Origin of the sequence: Nocardia testacea NBRC 100365 (assembly GCF_000308775.1) — a bacterium.
Taxonomy (GTDB): domain Bacteria; phylum Actinomycetota; class Actinomycetes; order Mycobacteriales; family Mycobacteriaceae; genus Nocardia; species Nocardia testacea.
The window spans coordinates 1-18,368 of the sequence record NZ_BAGJ01000052.1 but is presented as its reverse complement, the minus strand read 5'-3'; the positions used below and the strand labels follow the sequence as shown (position 1 = coordinate 18,368).

Annotated in this window: 13 protein-coding genes; 4 read left to right on the top strand and 9 right to left on the bottom strand. The window is 68.0% G+C overall.

Annotation, left to right across the window (positions count from 1 at the left end):
- Window positions 1–13: 13 nt before the first annotated feature.
- The 3 genes from ON38_RS06875 to ON38_RS06865 all read right to left on the bottom strand — a co-directional run bounded on the left by ON38_RS06875 (window position 14) and on the right by ON38_RS06865 (window position 3,771).
- A complete protein-coding gene (locus ON38_RS06875) occupies window positions 14–622 on the bottom strand; it encodes an ATP-dependent Clp protease proteolytic subunit (protein ID WP_083872360.1) in 609 nt (202 codons plus the stop codon).
- A gap of 910 nt (window positions 623–1,532) precedes the next feature.
- The gene (tig, locus tag ON38_RS06870) at window positions 1,533–2,906 is read right to left on the bottom strand and encodes a trigger factor (protein WP_039823335.1); all 1,374 of its coding nucleotides are present in this window, start codon (window positions 2,904–2,906) and stop codon (window positions 1,533–1,535) included.
- A gap of 295 nt (window positions 2,907–3,201) precedes the next feature.
- Entirely contained in the window at window positions 3,202–3,771 is a 570-nt protein-coding gene (locus ON38_RS06865; protein WP_039823302.1) for an FKBP-type peptidyl-prolyl cis-trans isomerase, read from the bottom strand.
- A gap of 440 nt (window positions 3,772–4,211) precedes the next feature.
- On the opposite strand from ON38_RS06865, the gene ON38_RS06860 reads away from it, so the two are divergent.
- Both ON38_RS06860 and ON38_RS06855 read left to right on the top strand, forming a co-directional pair.
- Complete coding sequence (locus ON38_RS06860; RefSeq protein WP_083872358.1) at window positions 4,212–6,680, top strand: phosphoketolase family protein; 2,469 nt, start codon at window positions 4,212–4,214, stop codon at window positions 6,678–6,680.
- A 638-nt stretch (window positions 6,681–7,318) separates the two neighbouring features.
- Window positions 7,319–7,633, top strand: coding sequence for a hypothetical protein (locus ON38_RS06855; protein ID WP_039823301.1), 315 nt, complete (start codon window positions 7,319–7,321; stop codon window positions 7,631–7,633).
- A gap of 19 nt (window positions 7,634–7,652) precedes the next feature.
- On the opposite strand, the gene ON38_RS06850 is transcribed toward ON38_RS06855, so the two are convergent.
- The 4 genes from ON38_RS06850 to ON38_RS06835 form a co-directional block, all read right to left on the bottom strand.
- Window positions 7,653–10,202 (bottom strand): ATP-binding protein, encoded by a 2,550-nt coding sequence (locus ON38_RS06850; RefSeq protein WP_039823300.1) that lies wholly within the window; start codon window positions 10,200–10,202, stop codon window positions 7,653–7,655.
- Between the two features lie 80 nt (window positions 10,203–10,282).
- Window positions 10,283–10,855, bottom strand: coding sequence for a dihydrofolate reductase family protein (locus ON38_RS06845; protein ID WP_039823299.1), 573 nt, complete (start codon window positions 10,853–10,855; stop codon window positions 10,283–10,285).
- A gap of 201 nt (window positions 10,856–11,056) precedes the next feature.
- Window positions 11,057–11,812, bottom strand: a complete 756-nt coding sequence (locus ON38_RS06840; RefSeq protein ID WP_039823297.1) for a MerR family transcriptional regulator — start codon at window positions 11,810–11,812, stop codon at window positions 11,057–11,059.
- 87 nt (window positions 11,813–11,899) lie between these two features.
- Window positions 11,900–12,196, bottom strand: a complete 297-nt coding sequence (locus ON38_RS06835) for a WhiB family transcriptional regulator (protein WP_039823295.1) — start codon at window positions 12,194–12,196, stop codon at window positions 11,900–11,902.
- 147 nt (window positions 12,197–12,343) lie between these two features.
- On the opposite strand from ON38_RS06835, the gene ON38_RS35875 reads away from it, so the two are divergent.
- Window positions 12,344–12,727 (top strand): DUF1707 SHOCT-like domain-containing protein, encoded by a 384-nt coding sequence (locus tag ON38_RS35875; RefSeq protein ID WP_051164452.1) that lies wholly within the window; start codon window positions 12,344–12,346, stop codon window positions 12,725–12,727.
- Window positions 12,728–12,729: 2 nt separating this feature from the next.
- On the opposite strand, the gene ON38_RS06825 is transcribed toward ON38_RS35875, so the two are convergent.
- Together ON38_RS06825 and ON38_RS06820 are read right to left on the bottom strand one after the other, a co-directional pair.
- Complete coding sequence (locus ON38_RS06825; protein ID WP_245563942.1) at window positions 12,730–15,369, bottom strand: serine/threonine-protein kinase; 2,640 nt, start codon at window positions 15,367–15,369, stop codon at window positions 12,730–12,732.
- 145 nt (window positions 15,370–15,514) lie between these two features.
- The gene (locus tag ON38_RS06820) at window positions 15,515–17,035 is read right to left on the bottom strand and encodes an amino acid permease (RefSeq protein WP_083872362.1); all 1,521 of its coding nucleotides are present in this window, start codon (window positions 17,033–17,035) and stop codon (window positions 15,515–15,517) included.
- A 205-nt stretch (window positions 17,036–17,240) separates the two neighbouring features.
- Here ON38_RS06820 and ON38_RS06815 point away from each other — a divergent pair.
- The coding region (locus ON38_RS06815) for an SPFH domain-containing protein (protein ID WP_245563941.1) at window positions 17,241–18,368 on the top strand (1,128 nt) is incomplete at its 3' end.

Genomic DNA, 18,368 nt, shown 5'->3' with positions numbered 1-18,368 from the left:
CGCCGACAACGCCCTAGTTGCTGCCCGTGCCGCCCGCCTGGCGCGCATTGGTGATCACACGGTCGATGAAGCCGTACTCCAGCGCCTGTTCGGGCGTGAACCAGCGATCGCGGTCGGCATCGGCGTTGATCTGGTCCACCGGCTTACCGGTGTGCATCGCCTGCAACTCGTTGAGCTCACGCTTGGTGTACGCGAACTGCTCGGCCATGATCGCGATATCCGCGGCCGAACCACCGATACCGGCCGACGGCTGGTGCATCATGATCCGGGTGTGCGGCAGCGCGAAACGCTTCCCCGGCGCACCCGCGGTCAGCAGGAACTGCCCCATGGAGGCGGCCAGACCCATCGCGGTGGTCGCGATATCGCATTCGGCGTACTGCATGGTGTCGTAGATCGCCATGCCGGCGTTCACCGACCCGCCCGGCGAGTTGATGTAGAGCGAAATGTCTTTGGTCGGGTCCTCCGCGGACAGCAGCAGGATCTGCGCGCAGATCTTGTTCGCGATGTCGTCGTCGACCTGGGTGCCGAGAAAGATGATGCGCTCACGCAGCAGGCGCTCGTACACCGAATCGCTGAGATTGAGCCCAGCGGTCGGAGCTGTCATGACCTCGGCTTTATTCATTGTCACGGATACCTGCCTTCTCTCGCCGGCTCGTTGCTGTCACAAACATTAACGAAGCAGGGCGGCACCGAACTCCCGGTACCACCCCGATTCGCTCAGAGCGCAATATAGATTGCGGCGCCTCCGGCGCCGCGGGGTTGCGGCCCCCTCGGTCCCGCTGTTCAGGGCCCGAGACTCGCGCCTTCGGCGCATGCAATGTGCGGTCGGCCGTCCGCGGGTGCGACCGTTGAGCACCTTCGGCAAAGGGACGGAACGGGCCGCAACCCTTGATGGGCCTCGCTGAACTCGGAACCCGGGCGATGCGGCCGTTCGTGGCGGGAGGCCGTTCCAGCTTCTGCGGGCAAATGCGGCCTCCACTCCAGGGCTCGCCATGCGCCACAACGCAGTGGGCCGCCTCCTGCGTGCCATCAGAGACAGGCGTGATCAACCCGAAGTCGGAAGTTCGGTGTGCGACGCAACCACATGCGTCGAGTTTTGCGAGACACCTCCAAGGGTTGAGGCCCGTCTCGCCGTTTCGGCCTCGAAAGCGCATGCGGCGAAGCCGCGAGTCCCGAGGCCGAAACGGCGAGACACAAGGGGGCCTCAACCCCGCGGCGCCGAAGGCGCCGCCAAAAAACACAGCACCTTCACGAGCGAGCCCACTTCTCGCCTGTGCGAGCCGGCTCACCCGCGATCCTCCGCGAACCAGCTCACCGCTCCCCACCCCCGAGCGCCATCCCACCACACCGGGTGCACCGGCGTCCTGCGATAACCAGGCAGAACGCCCGACGGAAACCGCCCGGTCCTCGGGGAAAGCAGGAACCCCGGAGGCTTCGGATGTGCGCGTACCGGGGACGATTGTCGATCTTCTGTCTCCGGATTGCCAACACCGCCTAGGTCTCAGGGCTTCCTACCCGCAATTCTCACGTGGTCACTCCGCGTCGGAGGTGGCCTCTTCGGTGGTCTCCTCGTCGGATTCCTTGGCGGTGCCGAACATTTCGTCGGTGTCGACCTTGTTGCCCTCGGAATCGGTGACCGTCACCTTGCCGACGACCTCCGCCAGGGCCTTGCCGCGGCGGACGTCGGCGAAGACGGCCCCGAGCTGGCCGGCCTGCTGCACCTGCTGGATGAACTGCTCGGGCGCCATCCCGTAGCGCTGGGCCTGGAACAGGATGCGCTCGGTGAGCTCCTCCTGGCCGACCTGGGTGCCCTCCGCCTCGGCGACCGCGTCCAGCAGCAGCTGGGTCTTGACCGATTTCTCGGCGGCCTCCTTGGTGTCGGCGTCGAACTCTGCACGGCTCGAGCCCTGTGCCTCCAGCGCCTCGGCGAACTTGGCCTCGTCATGGTCGAAGCCGTGGATGGCGTCGTGCTCGACGGCGTCGATTTCGGCCTTCACCACGGCCTCGGGCAGCGGCACCTCGACGCTGTCGAGCAGCTGCTCGAGCACCTTGTCGCGGATATCGCCGGCCTGCTGCACCTTCTTGACCCGCTCGACGCGGGAGCGCAGATCGTCCTTCAGTTCGTCGATGGTGTCGAATTCGCTGGCGAGCTGGGCGAACTCGTCATCGGCCTCGGGCAGTTCACGTTCCTTGACCGAACCGAGGGTCACCGTGATGGTGGCTTCCTGCCCGGCGTGCTCGCCGGCGACCAGGGTGGAGGTGAACTCCTTGGACTCACCGGCCGACATCCCGATCAGGGTCTCGTCCAGGCCCTCGATGAGCTGCCCCGACCCGACCTCGTGCGACAGCCCGGTGGTCGCGGCCTCCGGCACCTCTTCCCCGCCGACCGTGGCGGACAGATCGATGGAAACGAAATCGCCGTCCTGAACGGGGCGTTCGACACCGGTGAGGGTGCCGAAACGCTGACGCAGCGACTGCAGCTGCTCATCGATATCGGCATCGGTGATCTCGATGGCGTCCACGGTGACCGCGATGGTGCTGTAGTCCTCGGGCAGAGCGATCTCCGGCCGGACGTCCACCTCGGCGGTGAAGGCCAGTTCCTGCCCGTCCTCGATCTTGGTGATCTCGATCTCCGGCTGGCCGATGACCTTGACCTCGGAGGTGGTGACGGCCTCGCTGTAGCGGCCGGGCAGGGCGTCGTTGACGACCTGCTCCAGCACCGCGCCGCGGCCCAGACGCGCCTCGAGCAGCTTGGCCGGCGCCTTACCCGGACGGAAGCCGGGAATGCGCACCTGCTTGGCCAGGGCCTTGTAGGCGCGATCGAAGTCCGGCTTCAGCTCCTCGAAGGGCACCTCGACATTGATCCGGACCCGGGTCGGGCTCAGCTGCTCGACGGTGCTCTTCACGGACATGCTCCTTGTTCTCGTCGGTTCGTGTTCGCCGGCCCGCACGATATCCGTGCTGGTGGCCGGGTGATGGCGCGTGGTCTGGCGACGACGCGTGGGTACGCGCCCCCGGCGTACCGTCCGGAGCGGCGAGCACCTGCGGTTTCACGCGCCCGGGATACGCATCCCGACCAGGGTAGTTGACCGGGTCCCGCCCCCTGCACCCTGGTGGGTGCGGATGCCCCGACCTCCCCCCTTCGTCCCTACACCCCTACCGGCTACTCCGGGTGGGCCCCGGCCTGCGGCGCCGGAGAAATTACTGCACGGATACGGCGTCGGTGACGAAGACCAGGGTCTCGTTCGGTTTCACTCCGTTGCCGCCCGCGCCGTAGCCCAGGTCGGGCGGGATGATCAGCAACCGGCGGGCACCCTGCCGGACACCTTCGAGGCCCTGCTCCCAGCCGGGGATGACCATTCCGTCGCCGAGAGTGAGTTCGAAAGGTTCACCGCGGTCGAACGACGAGTCCAGTTTCTCTTTGTCCGACCAGGTGACCAGGGCGTAGTTCATGGTCAGTTGCTGCCCGGGGGCGGCACCGGGGCCCGAGCCGGGCACCAGGTCCTTGGTCACGAGCTGTTTCGGGGGATCACAGTCGTCGGGCAGGGTGATCTGCGGGACTTCGCCGAATCCACCCTGCACGTCGATATCGTCGGCCGTGCATTCGCGGCCTTTCGATGCGGCGGGTGCGGTCTGCCCCGGCGCGGCGGACGAATCGGCCGTCGTGGCGGTGGTCGTGGTGCCGCCGGAGTCGTCGGAGCCGCATCCGCCGAGGCCGAAGGCGGCCGCGGCGACGGCGGTGACAGCGAGGATCCTGCCGATTGTCTGCATGTGCCGCACCCTACCGCCGGGCGGCGAGGGGCCGGCACGAAGAACCGGGTTCGGCTCGGAGCATCCTCGACCGCGCGGGCTCGGATCGGCGGAGCCATCCGCGAGATGCCTGCTCCTGCCCGAGCCGTCCGCACGGCCGCCGTGGTCCCGGCGAGCGACGGATCTCCGGCCGGGATCCGATCGAGGCGGGATACCGCACGGCTCGGCGCGGGTCGGACGGAGCGGCCGGAGGCTCCGCGGGTTCCGCATCCGCCGGATCCCCGCGCCGGCACCGGTTTCCGCTGCGCGGTACGGGTAAGGCGTGGATGAGAGCAGAGAAGTTCCGCCGGCCGCCATCAGCGAACCGAGGGCAGTGTGGCACACCTCCGGCTATCGTGGTGGCAGTCCGCACTCGGGGTGCGGTAGCCCGGCGCGACCACGACCTCCAGGAGGTTAGGCGTATGACGCAGTTGGCGAGTGCAGGCGGGGACACCAGTGCCGACAATGTGGGCAGTCACGGCGGTGAATCCGTCGCGCCCCGGCCCTATGTGCTGTCGGCGGCCGAGGGTCCCTTGGAACCCGAGGAGCTGGAATGCCTCGACGCGTGGTGGCGGGCCGCCAACTACCTGTCGGTGGGGCAGATCTATCTGATGGCGAACCCGCTGGTGCGCGAACCATTGGCCCCGGAGCACATCAAACCCCGGCTGCTCGGTCATTTCGGCACCGTACCGGGCCTGAATCTGGTCTGGGTGCACGCCAATCGCGCCATCATGGCACGGGATCTGAACGCTGTGTTCGTCGCCGGGCCCGGGCACGGCGGTCCCGGCCCGAACGCCTGCGCCTGGCTGGAGGGCACCTATTCCGAGCTGTACAGCCATGTGCCCCGAGACGGCGAGGGCATGAGTGCGTTGTTCGCCCAGTTCTCCTTTCCCGGGGGCGTTCCCAGCCATTGCGCACCGGAGACTCCGGGTTCCTTCCACGAGGGCGGCGAACTGGGTTATTCGCTGTTGCACGCGTTCGGGGCCGCACTGGACAACCCGGATCTCACCGTGTTCTGCGTCGTGGGCGACGGCGAGGCCGAAACCGGTCCACTCGCGGGCAGTTGGCATTGCAACAAGTTCCTGAACCCGGCCCGCGACGGCGCGGTCGTGCCGATTCTCGCCCTCAACGAGTACAAGATCGCCAATCCGACTCTGCTGGCCCGTATCCCCGAGGACGAGCTGGTCTCTCTGCTGCGGGGCTACGGCTACGAACCGCTGATCGTCGCCGGCGCCGAGCCGGCCCGGGTACATCAGGACATGGCCGCCGCCATGGACACCTGCCTGGAGCGGATCGCGCAGATCCAGCGCGCCGCCCGGGACGGCAGTGAAACCACCCGCCCGCACTGGCCGATGATCGTGCTGCGCACCCCGAAGGGCTGGACCGGGCCGCCGATCGTGGACGGCGATCCGGTGGAGGGCACTTTCCGCGCCCACCAGGTCCCGCTGCCGGGCGCCCGGGACGACGCGTCGCACCGGGCGGTGCTCGAGGAATGGCTGCACTCCTACCGGCCCGAGGAACTGTTCGACGAGACCGGGGCGCCCGTCTCGGAATTGCGGCGGCTCGTCCCGCCCGGGAGCCGCCGGATGAGCGCCAACCCGGTGGCCAACGGGGGTGCGCTGGTGCGGGATCTGCGGTTGCCCGACTGGCGGGGTCATGCGGTCGACGTCACCGAGCCGGGCCGGACGTCGCACGAGGCGACCCGGGTACTCGGCGGCTGGTTGCGGGAGGTCACCGCGCACAATCCCGATAATTTCCTGACCTTCGCTCCCGATGAGCTGGCCAGCAACCGGCTGCAGGACATCCTCGCGGTCACCGGACGCAACTGGCAGGCCGAGATCGGCGTCCACGACGAGAAACTGGATCGCCGCGGCCGGGTGATCGAGGTGCTGTCCGAGCATATGTGCCAGGGTCTGCTGGAGGGCTATCTGCTCACGGGCCGGCACGGGGTGTTCACCTGCTACGAGGCGTTCGTGCACATCGTGGACGCCATGTTCAACCAGCACGCGAAATGGCTGGACGCGAGCGCGGCGGTGCCGTGGCGGCAGCCGCTGGCGAGTCTGAACTATCTGCTGTCGTCGCATGTGTGGCGCCAGGACCACAACGGTTTCACCCATCAGGACCCCGGCTTCCTCGACGTGGTGCTCAACAAGAAACCCGAGATCGTGCGGGTGTATCTGCCGCCGGACGCCAATACCCTGCTGTCGGTGTACGACCACTGCCTGCGCTCCCGGCACCACGTGAACGTCGTCGTGGCCGGTAAACAACCGCAACCGGATTGGCTCGGGCCCACCGATGCCGCACTGCACTGCGCCCGGGGTATCGGCATCTGGGAGTGGGCGGGCCATCGCGACGAGCCGGCGACCACCCCCGACGTGGTCCTCGCCTGCGCCGGTGACGTACCGACCCTGGAAACCCTGGCCGCCGCGGCGATCCTGCGCGCGGAGCTGCCCTGGCTGCGGGTGCGGGTGGTGAACGTGGTCGATCTGATGCGGCTGCTCCCGGCCGGCGAACATCCGCACGGGCTACCGGACAGCGAATTCGACACCCTGTTCACCCGGGACTCTCCGGTGATCTTCGCCTTCCATGGTTATCCGTGGCTGATCCACCGGCTCACCTACCGCCGCACCAACCATTCGGGTCTGCATGTGCGGGGCTACAAGGAACGCGGCACCACCACGACCCCGTTCGACATGGTCATGCTCAATGACCTCGACCGCTTCCACCTGGTGATGGATGTGATCGACCGGGTGCCGGCGCTGCGCCAGCAGGCGGCGGGGCTGCGCCAGCAGATGGTCGACGCACGTCTGCGGGCCCGCACCTGGACTCGCGAGCACGGCGAGGACATTCCCGAGGTGGCGGACTGGCGCTGGCCCGGCCCGTCCGCCTGAAACGGCGCGGACCGGAAACGCGCCGCGACCTCGGCGCAGTTCGACGTCGCATACGTGCGGACGCCCGTGACTCGGCCGGAATGCGGCGATAGCGGCCGGACGACGACCGGCCGGATCCGGGGTCGAGGCTGCCGGGCCCGCCGGCCGGGGCCGGAAAGGGCGTCAGTATGCCATCACTCTCCCAAAAACCACGCTGAACAGCCGCAATAGGCTTGTCCGGTCGGCCGTCCGATCGACCCGGCGTCAAGGGCGGTAGACCATACCGCACCGGCTCGACCACGGAGTCGAGCGCTCCCGCCCGAAGGGCCTGCGTCGACTGCGCGACCACCGGTCGGACCGGAGACGACCGTCGACCTCCGGCGAACGACCTGTATACCGAGGCCCTGAACCGGCACCGTGATCGGCGCGTACAAGAAGCGGCATCCGCCCTCCCGATCACGGACGCCGAACCCGGCCCCATCTCCGGCGGTAGCCCGACCCCGAACAGCGGTTGCCCCTTTCCCAGCGCTGGGAAATGCATAGACGCTTATTCAAACACTCGTGTACCGTACCGTTAAACAGCGGCACATAGAACTACGGACCCACATACATCGACTCACCGTAGAAGTTCTACATGCCGGGACAGAACGGAGCACACCATGACCATCACCCGCACCTTCGGATTCGTGAAGAGAATCGCCGCCGCCACCGTACTGGCCGGCGCGCTCGCCGCGATCCCCGCCACCCTCGCCCCCCAGACGGCGCTCGCCGACGTCCCCGGCCACAGCAGCCGCGACGACTCCCACCCGGGCAAAGGCAGCTACGGCGACACCCACGATCTGCCGAGCGATCCCAGCAACCGCAGCGAGCCGGTGCACGCGATCCCGGCCGAGCGCAGCTTCACCTACGACAGCGATCAGGGCGGCTACCTCGACATCTGCGCCTACAAGCCGTACTACTACGCCTGCCGGTGAGGTGAGCGCCGCGCGATCACTACCGGCCGGGCAGGCGCGGCGTACGCCGCCGGTTACGGGAACGTACCGCGGCGGTAGCGCGTTCGGCGTCCACCGCCCCGGCGAGATAGGCCGGAATATGATCCGGTATCTGGCGCCGGGAGCCGATCACGAGCTTCTGGCGGACGCTGGCGACCTGAGCGTCCACCGTGCGCACCGAGCTACCCCGCCGCTCGGCGATGGCACTGTTCGGCCAGCCCGCGGCCGCCAGCACCGCGACCTCGCGTTCGGCCGGCGATAAGCTCCGCCAGCGTGAATCGGCCGATTCCCCACGATCGACCGGTGTGTCCACCGCGACCGGACGCACCGGCCAACGGCGACGCAGATACTCCTGTACCGCGTCGCCACCGGGGCGGAACTGCCCGCCCCGTTGCTCGGCGACGGCGAAATCCGCCGGCCCGATGACCGCCGTGGCGACCTCGGTCGCCCGGCGCACACCGAGCACCACCATCGGCACCCGCTCGATACACACCCCCATCGAGCGGTGGCAGGCCCGGAAAACCCCGACCAGCCAGGCCAGTTCGGTGGCACGGATGCGGATGGCCGCCGCGGCACCCAGCGCGGCGGGATCCCCCGCGAGCACCTGCGTCAGCACCAGCATGCACACCGCTACCGACCACGAGGTCATCCAGGTGTTGCGGCCCGCAGCCATCCGCGACACCACCATATGGGCAGGTTCCAGAGCGGCGGCGGGGTCGGCCGAACGCGCGAGTGCCAGTGTCCGCGGCACCCGGGCCCACCGGGCGGCCAGCGAAGACCCCGAGGCCACCGATCGTTCCAGGTGGCGACGGGTGATCCGGTCGGCCTGTTCCGGATCACTCAGCATGGAAGCCGCGAGCGCCGCGAAGATCTGGCCGCGTTCCACCCCGACCCGGTCACCCTGCGCGGTGAACTTGCGACCGGCCCGTTCCAGTACCGTCACCGCGCGCGGATCCAGCCGGAACAGCATCAGTTCCAGGCCGCGTATCCATTCGACCGACGCGGGCAGGCCGATATCTGTTCCCGGTGTATCCCGCCACGAAGAATCACCCACGCCGGCCGCGGCAGGGCCGGCCACACACTCGTCCAGCAGGGCAGCCGCCCGATCGGCCTCGCCCTGCCACAGGTAGTACCAGCCGAGCAGCGCGGTGGCTCTGATGTGGTGTTCGGTGACCCCGTCGGCGCGGGTGACCTCGAGCGCTTGCGCGGTGAGCCTGGTCAGCGCCCGGCTGCCGCCCTTGACGAACGGCACCCATACCGACAGCAACACCGAAGCCGTCTCCAGGCCGACCAATGCCTCGTCGGGGTCGGTCAGCCCGGATTCGATACCGATCAGGATGTCGTCCCAGGAGGTCCGCGCCCAGTCGAGCCACGAACGGTCGCCCGGCCCGTACCAGAGCGACCGTGCCTCGACCACTCGATCGCGGTGATAGCGGCGATGCCGGGCGGCGATCCGGGCCGCCTCGGCCGGTTCCCGGCGCAACCTCTCGCCGGCGAACAGCCGCACGCTCTCCACCAGGTACCAGCGCACGTTCGTCTCGGTGCGGAAGGTCGAGACCAGGGAGCGTTCGGCCAGCCGCTCCAGCAGCGGAGCCACCCGTCCGGCGGGCAATGCCCCATCCGCGCACACCGCTACCACGGCGGCCGGTTCGACTCCGTTGCGCTGCGGCACGACCCCGTCGGTTTCGTATCCGGCCGCGAATACCGACATGCGCCGCAACAGCACCTGCTCCTCGACGGTGCACAGATCGAACGACCAGGCGATCACGTCGTAGACCCCGCGATGCCGCCGTTCGGTGCCCGCCCGCGCGCTCTGCGACCAGCGCATGCGCTGATCGGCGGCGTCGCCGCTGAGCTCGGCGAGCACCATGGCGGGCGGCTGGTGGCGCAGCCGGGCGGCGGCGAGCCGCAGGAACAGCGGATTGTGGTCGACCCGGCGGCAGATCCGGCGTACGAGCTCGAGCTGGTCCGGATTGTCGGATACGGGACATCCGGTGAGTTCGGCGCGCTGCCGGAACAGCTGCAGCGATTCGGAGGCCGCCAGCGGCGGCACGGCGAGGAGGTATTCGTCGGCCCAGCCGATCGGCTCACGGCTGGTGGCCAGCAGGGTGAGCCCCGGGGCGACGGCGAGCAGCTCGATCACCGCGCGACCCGCCGCCACGAGCACATGTTCGCAATTGTCCAGCACCAGGATCGCGTGCTCGGCGATCGCGCCGGCCGGCGGGCCCACCGCCACATCCAGGGTGTCCGGATCGCTGATATCGGTCCGCGCCACCGAGCGCAGCACGTTCTCGGCACACTCGCCGCAGTCGCGTTCGAGCTCGGCCAGGCGCGCCCAGTACAGCGGCCGGTCCGGTTCGGCACGGTGAATTCGGCGTGTCGCTTCGGCGGCCAGTGCGGTCTTACCGATACCGCCGGGCCCTATCAGGGTGATCAGCCGTGCCGAGCCGGAACGCAGCAGGTCTTCCAGGCGTGCGAGTTCGCGCTCCCGGCCGAAGAACTCGGTGGCAGGTACGGCCGGTGCCGCACCGGTCGGGTAGATCACCGCCATGGAAAAGTAAATTAGTGCACGTCACGTCGGACCGTCCGTCGAACCTGTGCATTTCACACAACACCCGCCCTCGTGGGCGCTCAGCACATCACGCAGGCCTGCTGGCGGTAATGCATCTGGACCACCGCGCTGTCGAAGGTCAGCACATCCACCAATTGCAGCCCGCTGGTGTCCACCGGCGATCGGAACAGTGGAACACCGCCGCCCAGGAGCAGGGGGTGCACGAAGAGCCGGAACTCGTCGATCAGATCGTGCGCCATGAAGGACCGTGCGGTTTCCGCCCCGCCGAAGAGCACCATGTCCTGGCCCGCGGCCCGGCGTCGGCGCACTTCCTCGATGGGATCCGGGCCGGTGACCCGGGTGTTCCACGAGGGGTTACGCAGGGTGCGAGAGACGACGAGTTTCGGCGCGGCGCGCCAGAATCGCGCGAAGTCGACATAGAACGGTGAGACCGGGGCCAGGTCGGCGGTGGGCCAGAAGGCCGCCAGGATCTCGTAGGTTCTGCGCCCGTAGAGCAGCAGATCGGCGCTGCGGAGTTCATCCAGATATTCGGTACAGAGTTCCTCGTCCACGACCGGCCAGTGGACCGCCTCGTCAGGTCCCTCCGCGAACCCGTCGAGTGATATCTGCATCCACAGTGTCACGCTTCCCATTCCATGCCTCATCTACCGCGTCAGGTGCCAAGAAGCAGATTCTGCACCCGCTTCGGGCCGCGCGCATCCGTAGAAGACCGGAAAGTTACCTAAGTAGTCGTTCGCCGGGGATCGACCCGGCCGACGGAAGAGCCACCGTCGAATGTACCGTCGTTCAGCGCAACGCTCATCCGACCCGGTTCCCAGACCGGGGAAGCCGGGTCAGCTCTCGCCGGGCAGATCGGCGAGTTCGCTGTCGCTATCGATGTAGTGGGCGACGAATTTGTTCACCAGTTCGGCCGCCGCCTTACCGGGCAGGGTGCGGGCGAGCTGCAATTGCCCGGTCAATTCCGCCAGGTCGGCGGCTTCTTGACCGGAGTCCTGGTACTTCTGCCAGGCCGTGCGGTGGAACAGGTCGACGAACCGGCGGGCCATCCGGTCGCAATCGGCGCGGATCCGTTCGAGTTCGCCGAGGACTTCCGCATCCGGCACACCGGCGGCCGCCAACTGCTCCGCGATCCGGATGAGCTGCCGGTCTGCGGGCCGATAGGTGGCGGCGTCCACCGGCTCGTAGAGCCCGACCGCGACGATCCGAGCCAGCCCGTTCGGGACGGAACCGTAGCGTTCCTGCAGTTCTGTGGCTGCGATGGCATCGGCGGGAACGGCCGACTCGCCCGCGAGCGGCTCACCGGATTCCATACCGCCGAGCAGCGGCCCGACGCCCAGGATATCCCCGAGATCATCCCCGCGGTCCCAGGCCTTGAGCAGCTCTTTGATGCCGTTCAGCTTGATGCCACGGTCGAGCAGCCTGCTGATCGTGCGCACCCGATTGAGGTGATCAGGACTGTAATAACCCGTTCGCCCCTTGACCTGCGGTGGAGGGAGAACCCCCCGTTCGTGGTAAACCCGCAGGCTGCGCACGGTCGTGCCGGCAGCCCGCGCCAGTTCATCGATCGTGTACTCCACACCAGCAGCCATATAACAAGGAAACCACAAAGGCGCGGCGACGACCTGCGCCGGACACGACCGAAACGTCCGATTCAACCAGCTTTGGCGCGCGATTCGCTAGTTCGTCGAGCGTGAAGTAACGGCTCGCTGGGTATGTGTACGACGCTCGTCCTCGGACATACCGCCCCAGACACCGTACGGCTCGCCGACCGCCAGCGCGTAACTGCGGCACCGGTCGAGTACCGGACAGGTATCGCAGATCTGTTTGGCCCGCCGCACCCGTGCGGCGCGCGCCCGGCCCCGCTCCCCCTCGGGATGGAAGAACACGGTGGATTCCAGGCCGCGGCAGGACCCGTTCAATTGCCAGTCCCATGCCTCGGCAGCCGGGCGCCGAGACTGGATCACGGTGGACATACACAACTCCTCTGCCCGCAATGCTGTGAGGCCAGCGTAATTACTCCCCAGGTCTGGGAACCGGCGCCGAGTGACCACCCGCGGGCTTCCCGGCAGTGGCGACCGCCGGGTGGGGCCGGACCACGGAAACCGTCCTATGCTGCGAGTATGAGTGAGCTACCGGGCGCGCGCATCACCGTCGAGCAACGCGATCGCGCGCTGCGGGAGCTCGCCGAGCACCTCGGTTCGGGCCTGCTCACACTCACCGAATACGAAGAGCGCACCGCCGCCGTGACCGCGGCGCGCACCACCCCGGAACTCGCGGCCCTGTTCACCGATCTGCCCGCACCACAGGCGACACCCGGCACGAGCGAGACCGCCGATCCCGCACGGGGTTTCGCGGTGCTGGCCGGCGGCTCGGCCGTCTTCGCCCTGATCCTCGCGCTGGTATACGGCGGCTGGCTGTGGCTGCTACTGCTGGTGATCGTTCTGGTCTCGGCGCCGCTGCTGCCCGCGGTGGTCCGGCGGCGCCGGATCGCCGGACAGTCCTGATCTCACCAGCGGGTATGCGGTCGTATGCTGTTGGCCAGATCGACGAGCCGGTATCGGTGCAGGCGCCCGGGCGCGGTTCGGGCCAGGGCGCGCAGCCGTGACTCCAGCCCGCTGCGCAGCCCCGCCACAGTGAGCGGATAGCCGAGCAACCGGGCGTCGGCGGACGCGGGCCGCATCCGGGATTTCAACCACTCCAGTGCCGCGCCGACCACCACCACCTGCATCTGCAGTGCCCGCGGCTCGTCTACGAGTTCCAGCCGCGACGCCGCCTCCCGCAGATCGATCTCGGTGATCTCCCGATGCGGCCGCGATACCAGCAGCAGGCTGCCCGTCATCCGGGCGGTGCCGTGATGCCGGGACGTAACAGGCACCTCGTCGAGGACCTGCACGGCCTGCAACAGTTCACCGTCGGCGGCCAATCGGCGAGCCAACCCGAACGCGGCGCTGACCACCGCGTGATTGGTCTGCCATACCAGTCGATAGAACTCCGACGCGGCGGTATGCCAACGGTCGGAATCGCCGGGATCGCTGAGCGTCTGCAGGGCCAGTTCGGCCGTCGCGGCCAGGGCCAGCGGCGGCGCCAGCTCCCCGGGCAGCATGGTGTGCACCTGGTCGAAATGCAGGTAGGCCTGCTCGTAGTGCCCGTCCAGCAGGTCGATGACACCGCTGAACCATTCGACCCGCCAGTCGGTCACCGCGCGGGGCCGCAACTCTTCGAGCAGGGCGAGCGCCGGAGCGAGTTCGCCCAGATCGAGATGAGCGCGGACCGCGGCGAGCGCTCCCTCGACCTCGAAGGTCTCCGGCGCGTCGATGGTGCCGGCGGCGATCCGCTCGGAGGTCTGGCGCAGCGAGTCCAGCGTCTGGCGGGCGTCTCCGTGCAGCAGCGGGCTCAGCAAATGGACACTGGGATCGTCGGCATCGATCAGCGGGATAGGCAGGGTGGCCACCACCGCCGCGGCGTCGAGACCGAGGCTGTGCTCGCCGCCGTCGACCATTCCGTCGGTCTGGCCGATCAAGGTGTCGATGCCGAAATCTCCCCGCAGCGAACCGAACTCCACCGAAGCCTGCGGGTGTTCGCGACCGGAATCGGCGGCCAGCACCATCCGCAGTACCCCGGCCAACTGGCAGTACATGGCGTAGGTGGAGGGGAAGCGCCGGCTCGGATCGGCGTGCGTCGAGCGCACCAGCAGCCGGTAGAGGCACGGGTAACGCCGCAGCAGCGGGTACTCGTCCGGCGTCGGCATCTCGGTGCGGTAGTTGCCGTGGGAGTCCTTGCGCAGGTCCAGGATGAGCGCGGCCAGCGTGCGACCGGCCGCGTACACATCGGTGGCCACCGTGGGACCGGTCTCGATGATTTCCGGCGCCTGATAGCCGGGGGTGCCGTAGATACTGCCGTAGGATTCCATCGCGGCGACCGCGCCGAGGTCGATGAGTTTGACCTCGTCATCGGTGACCATGATGTTGTCCGGTTTGAGATCGTTGTAGGCCAGCCCGAACGAGTGCAGATAGTCGAGCGCGGGCAGGACCTCCATCATGTACGCGATGGTCTCGGCCACCGGAATACGATCCGGTCCGGCCATATCCAGCATTTTCTTCAAGGAGCGTCCGCCGACGTACTCCATGACGATGTAGCCGTCGGCCATCTCGCGGTGCGAGCGGTGCTTGACGAAGTTGTAGATCTTGACCACGCCGGGATGGGTTATCTCGGACAGGAACTGGCGCTCTGCCAGCGCCACCACGTGCGCCTCGAAGTCCTGCGGGTTCTGCAAACCCTTCAGGACGACCCACCGGTCGCTGACATTCGTATCGACGGCCAGGTAGATCCAGCCCAGCCCACCGTGCGCCAGACAGCCTTTGACCACGTACTGTTCGGCCACGACCTCACCGGCGGAGAGTGCGGGCAGGAAGTTGTAGGCCGACCCGCAGCGCGCGCACTCCCCCGCCACCGCGCCGGGCCCGTCCGGACCGGACCGCCCGGTAGGCGCCTGACATTTCCAGCAGAACCGCTTGTGCTCGGGCACCACCGGATCCGCGAGCACCGCGGTGGCGGGGTCGACCGGGTCCACCCGCGGCAGCGCGACCAGTCCGGCGCCGAGGCGGCGAACGCTCGGACGGGAACGGGCGCTGCGCCCGGAGGGCATTTCGTCCTCGAACCCGGCGAACGGATCGGGTTCGTCGAGATCCTCGTCGTCGTCGGCCAGCAGCAGGTCGTCGAGATCGTCGTCCGGACCGGCGAGACTGTTGAGCCGGGCGATATCGTCGCCGGTCAGCGCGGCGATGGCCCGGTCGAAATCGGACAGCCCCGGCGTCTCGGGCGGGGTGTCCGATCGGTCGGGCGGGGCGACCGGGGGTACCGCGCCCACTGTCACCGGTACGAACACCCCGGATCCGCTGGGGACCGAGGCGGCGTCGGTGGCGCTGCGCGGCTCCGGACTGCCCGATTCGGCGAGTAGCTCCTCGGCGGCCCGCGTCAGATCGGAATCGGCGGCACGGCGCACACTTTCGCTGCTGTTGGTGCGTAGCGTCGACCAGGTGTGCGCGCCGCGCCGGGGCATATCCGCGCCGCGGATCCGGCGCTTGGACCAGGGCGGCGGGAGCGGACGCTCGGAGCTGGGCTGCGACGAGCTGGGCTGCTCTGGCATGCACGACCTCTCAAACCCGCGGAAGAACAGAGAGAGTCTATTGTGATCCCGGTCCGCGGGCGCGCGAGGCCGATCGTTCCCTTTCCTGGGAATGAGGAATACCCCGGACCTGCTATCCGGGGTATTCCGCCACACAGTTTCGGCGTTACCGCTGATCCTCGGGTTCGTCGAGAATACGCACGGTGCTGCCGGGTTCTTCGGCCGGTGCCGGACCGGCGGCCACCGCGGCACGTGCGGTGTTGAGCTCGGCCACCCGCTTGCGGGCCAGGAACCAGCCGCCGACCAGGGCCGGAACGCCGACCACCAGCATGGCGATCACCGCGGCGCGCTGTTCGATCTCGTCGCTGAACAGCATCAGCAGCACCACACCGACCAGGAACACCAGGGTGGCGTAGCTGGTGTACGGCGTGCCGGGCAGGCGGAACTTCGGCCGGGTCACCTTGCCGTCGCGAGCCCATTTCCACAGCTGGAGCTGGCAGAGCACGATCGCGGTCCACGAGAAGATGGTGCCCAGCGCGGAGACGTTCAGCACGATCTCGAAGGCCTGATCCGGAACCACCGCGTTCAGCCCGACACCCGCCAGCGCGATCACACCGGTGGCCAGGATGCCCACGTAGGGAACGCCGTTCTTGGACATACGGCTCGCGACGGACGGGGCACTGCCGTTCATCGACATCGAGCGCAGGATGCGGCCGGTCGAGTACAGGCCGGCGTTCAGGCTGGAGAAGGCCGCGGTCAGCACCACCAGGTTCATGACCGAACCGGCACCGTCGACACCGATCTTGGAGAAGAAGGTGACGAACGGGCTCTCACCGGACTTGAAGACGGTGTAGGGCAGCAGCAGGCCGAGCAGCACCAGCGAACCGACGTAGAACAGCGCGATCCGGGCGATCACCGAGTTGATGGCACGCGGCATGATCTTCTCGGGGTTCTCGGCCTCACCGGCCGCGGTACCCACGAGTTCGACAGCGGCATAGGCGAAAACGACACCGGTGGTGACGACGATCAGCGGCAGGAAACCGCTCGGGAACAGACCACCGTTGTCGGAGAGGACGCTGATCCCGGTGGGCTGGCCCTCGATGTCGAAGCGACCGGCCAGGAAGATGGTGCCGATGATCAGGAAGGCCACCAGAGCGACGACCTTGATCAGCGCGGCCCAGAACTCCAGCTCACCGAACCACTTCACCGAGATCAGGTTGATCGCGACCACGATGGCCAGCGCGATCAGCGCGATGGTCCACTGCGGGATCACCTCGAACGCGCCCCAGAAGTGGACGTAGGTGGCGATCGCGGTGATATCCACGATGCCGGTCATGCACCAGTGGAAGAAGTACATCCAGCCGACCGCGAAGGCCAGCTTCTCGCCGTAGAACTCACGGGCGTAGGACACGAACGACCCGGAGGACGGGCGATGCAGGACCAGCTCGCCCAGGGCCCGCAGAATGAAGAATACGAAGACGCCGCAGACGGCGTACACCAGGAACAGACCGGGGCCGGCCTCGTGCAACCGGCTGCCGGCGCCGAGGAACAGGCCCGTTCCGATGGCGCCACCGATGGCGATCATCTGGAGCTGCCGGGGCCGCAGCGACTTGTGATAGCCCGCATCTTCGGCGTGCAGACCGTCCGCCGGCGCCGCCTGACCCGGAGGCTCTTGAACTGTTGTCATCATGTTGCCTTTCGAGTGGCGCAGATCATGTCTGCGAGCAATGTACCGCTAGTTAGCGGCACGATCAATAGGGGGCCGTCATGTGTAACGCGGTGGAAACCAGGCACTTTGGTGAAAACCCGAGGTCGGCCGCACTGTAAGAGCCATTGATCGAGCCGCTGAACGTCGATACGCTGGACACGTCAAATGCGTAGGGAGCACCCAGATGGCCTGGTTCGAACGCGAGTTCATCGCCGTCCCCGAGACCGGCAAGAAGCAACTCGTCTACAAGTGGCCGGATGTGAACATCCGGCGATACTCCCGCGCCATCGTCAACGCCGATCAGACCGCGCTGTTCGTGAAGTCCGGTCAGGTCCTGGCCGCGCTGGGGCCGGGCCGGCATCGGATCGACGCGGACGAGCTCCCGGTGCTCGGCGCCCTGGTGGATACGCTGACCGGCGGCAACCTCTACCGTGCCGAGCTCTACTTCGTCTCCACCCGGGAGTTCGCCGGTATCAAGTTCGGCGGCCGGCTCGCCGATATCGCCGATCCGGTCAGCGAGCAGATCGTCACCCTGCGGGTCTTCGGTGAGTTCGCGCTGTCAGTGCGCGATGCCCGCCAACTGATCACCTCGCTGGCCGGCAGTACGGACCTGCACGATCCGGCCGGAATCGAATCCTGGAGCGCCGATCTGCTGCTCAAGGCGATGAAGGTCGCGGTGACACAGGGCGTCTCCCAGGGCGAGTGGCCGGTCCTGGGCCTGTCCGGCCTCCTGCCGGCGATCGAGCAGGCGGTCGTCCAGCAGACCAATACCGCGCTCTACGAGTACGGGCTACGGATACCACGGCTCGGCAATTTCGACATCACCCTGGCCCCCGAAGACGCCGACCGGCTCAAACGACTCGCCAAGGATGTCACCTACATCCGGCTCGCCGGCGATTTCCGGCAGTACGCCGCCGGGGAGATGGCCCTGGGCGCGGGCCAGGGACTGGCCTCCGGGAACGGCCACGACGGCGGGTTCATCGGCGCCGCACTGGGCATCAATGCCCTGCAGCAGCCGGGGCCCGCGGCCGCGGGGAATTTTCCGCCCCCGCCGAGTTCACCCTGGCAACAGCACCAGCAGCCCCGGGAGGAGCCGAGCGCGCCGGCGCTGCCGCCCACCGCGAAACCCGCCGAACTCGGTCCCGCGGCGAACCCGGTCTGCACCGACTGCGGCACCACCAACCCCCCGGGCGCCAAATTCTGCGTCGAATGCGGTAAGCGCTTCGCACCGGCCGAACCGGCCCGATGCCGTGAATGCGATGCCGAACTGCTGTCCCACGGCCAGGTTCTGCGCTTCCTGCGGGACCCGCCG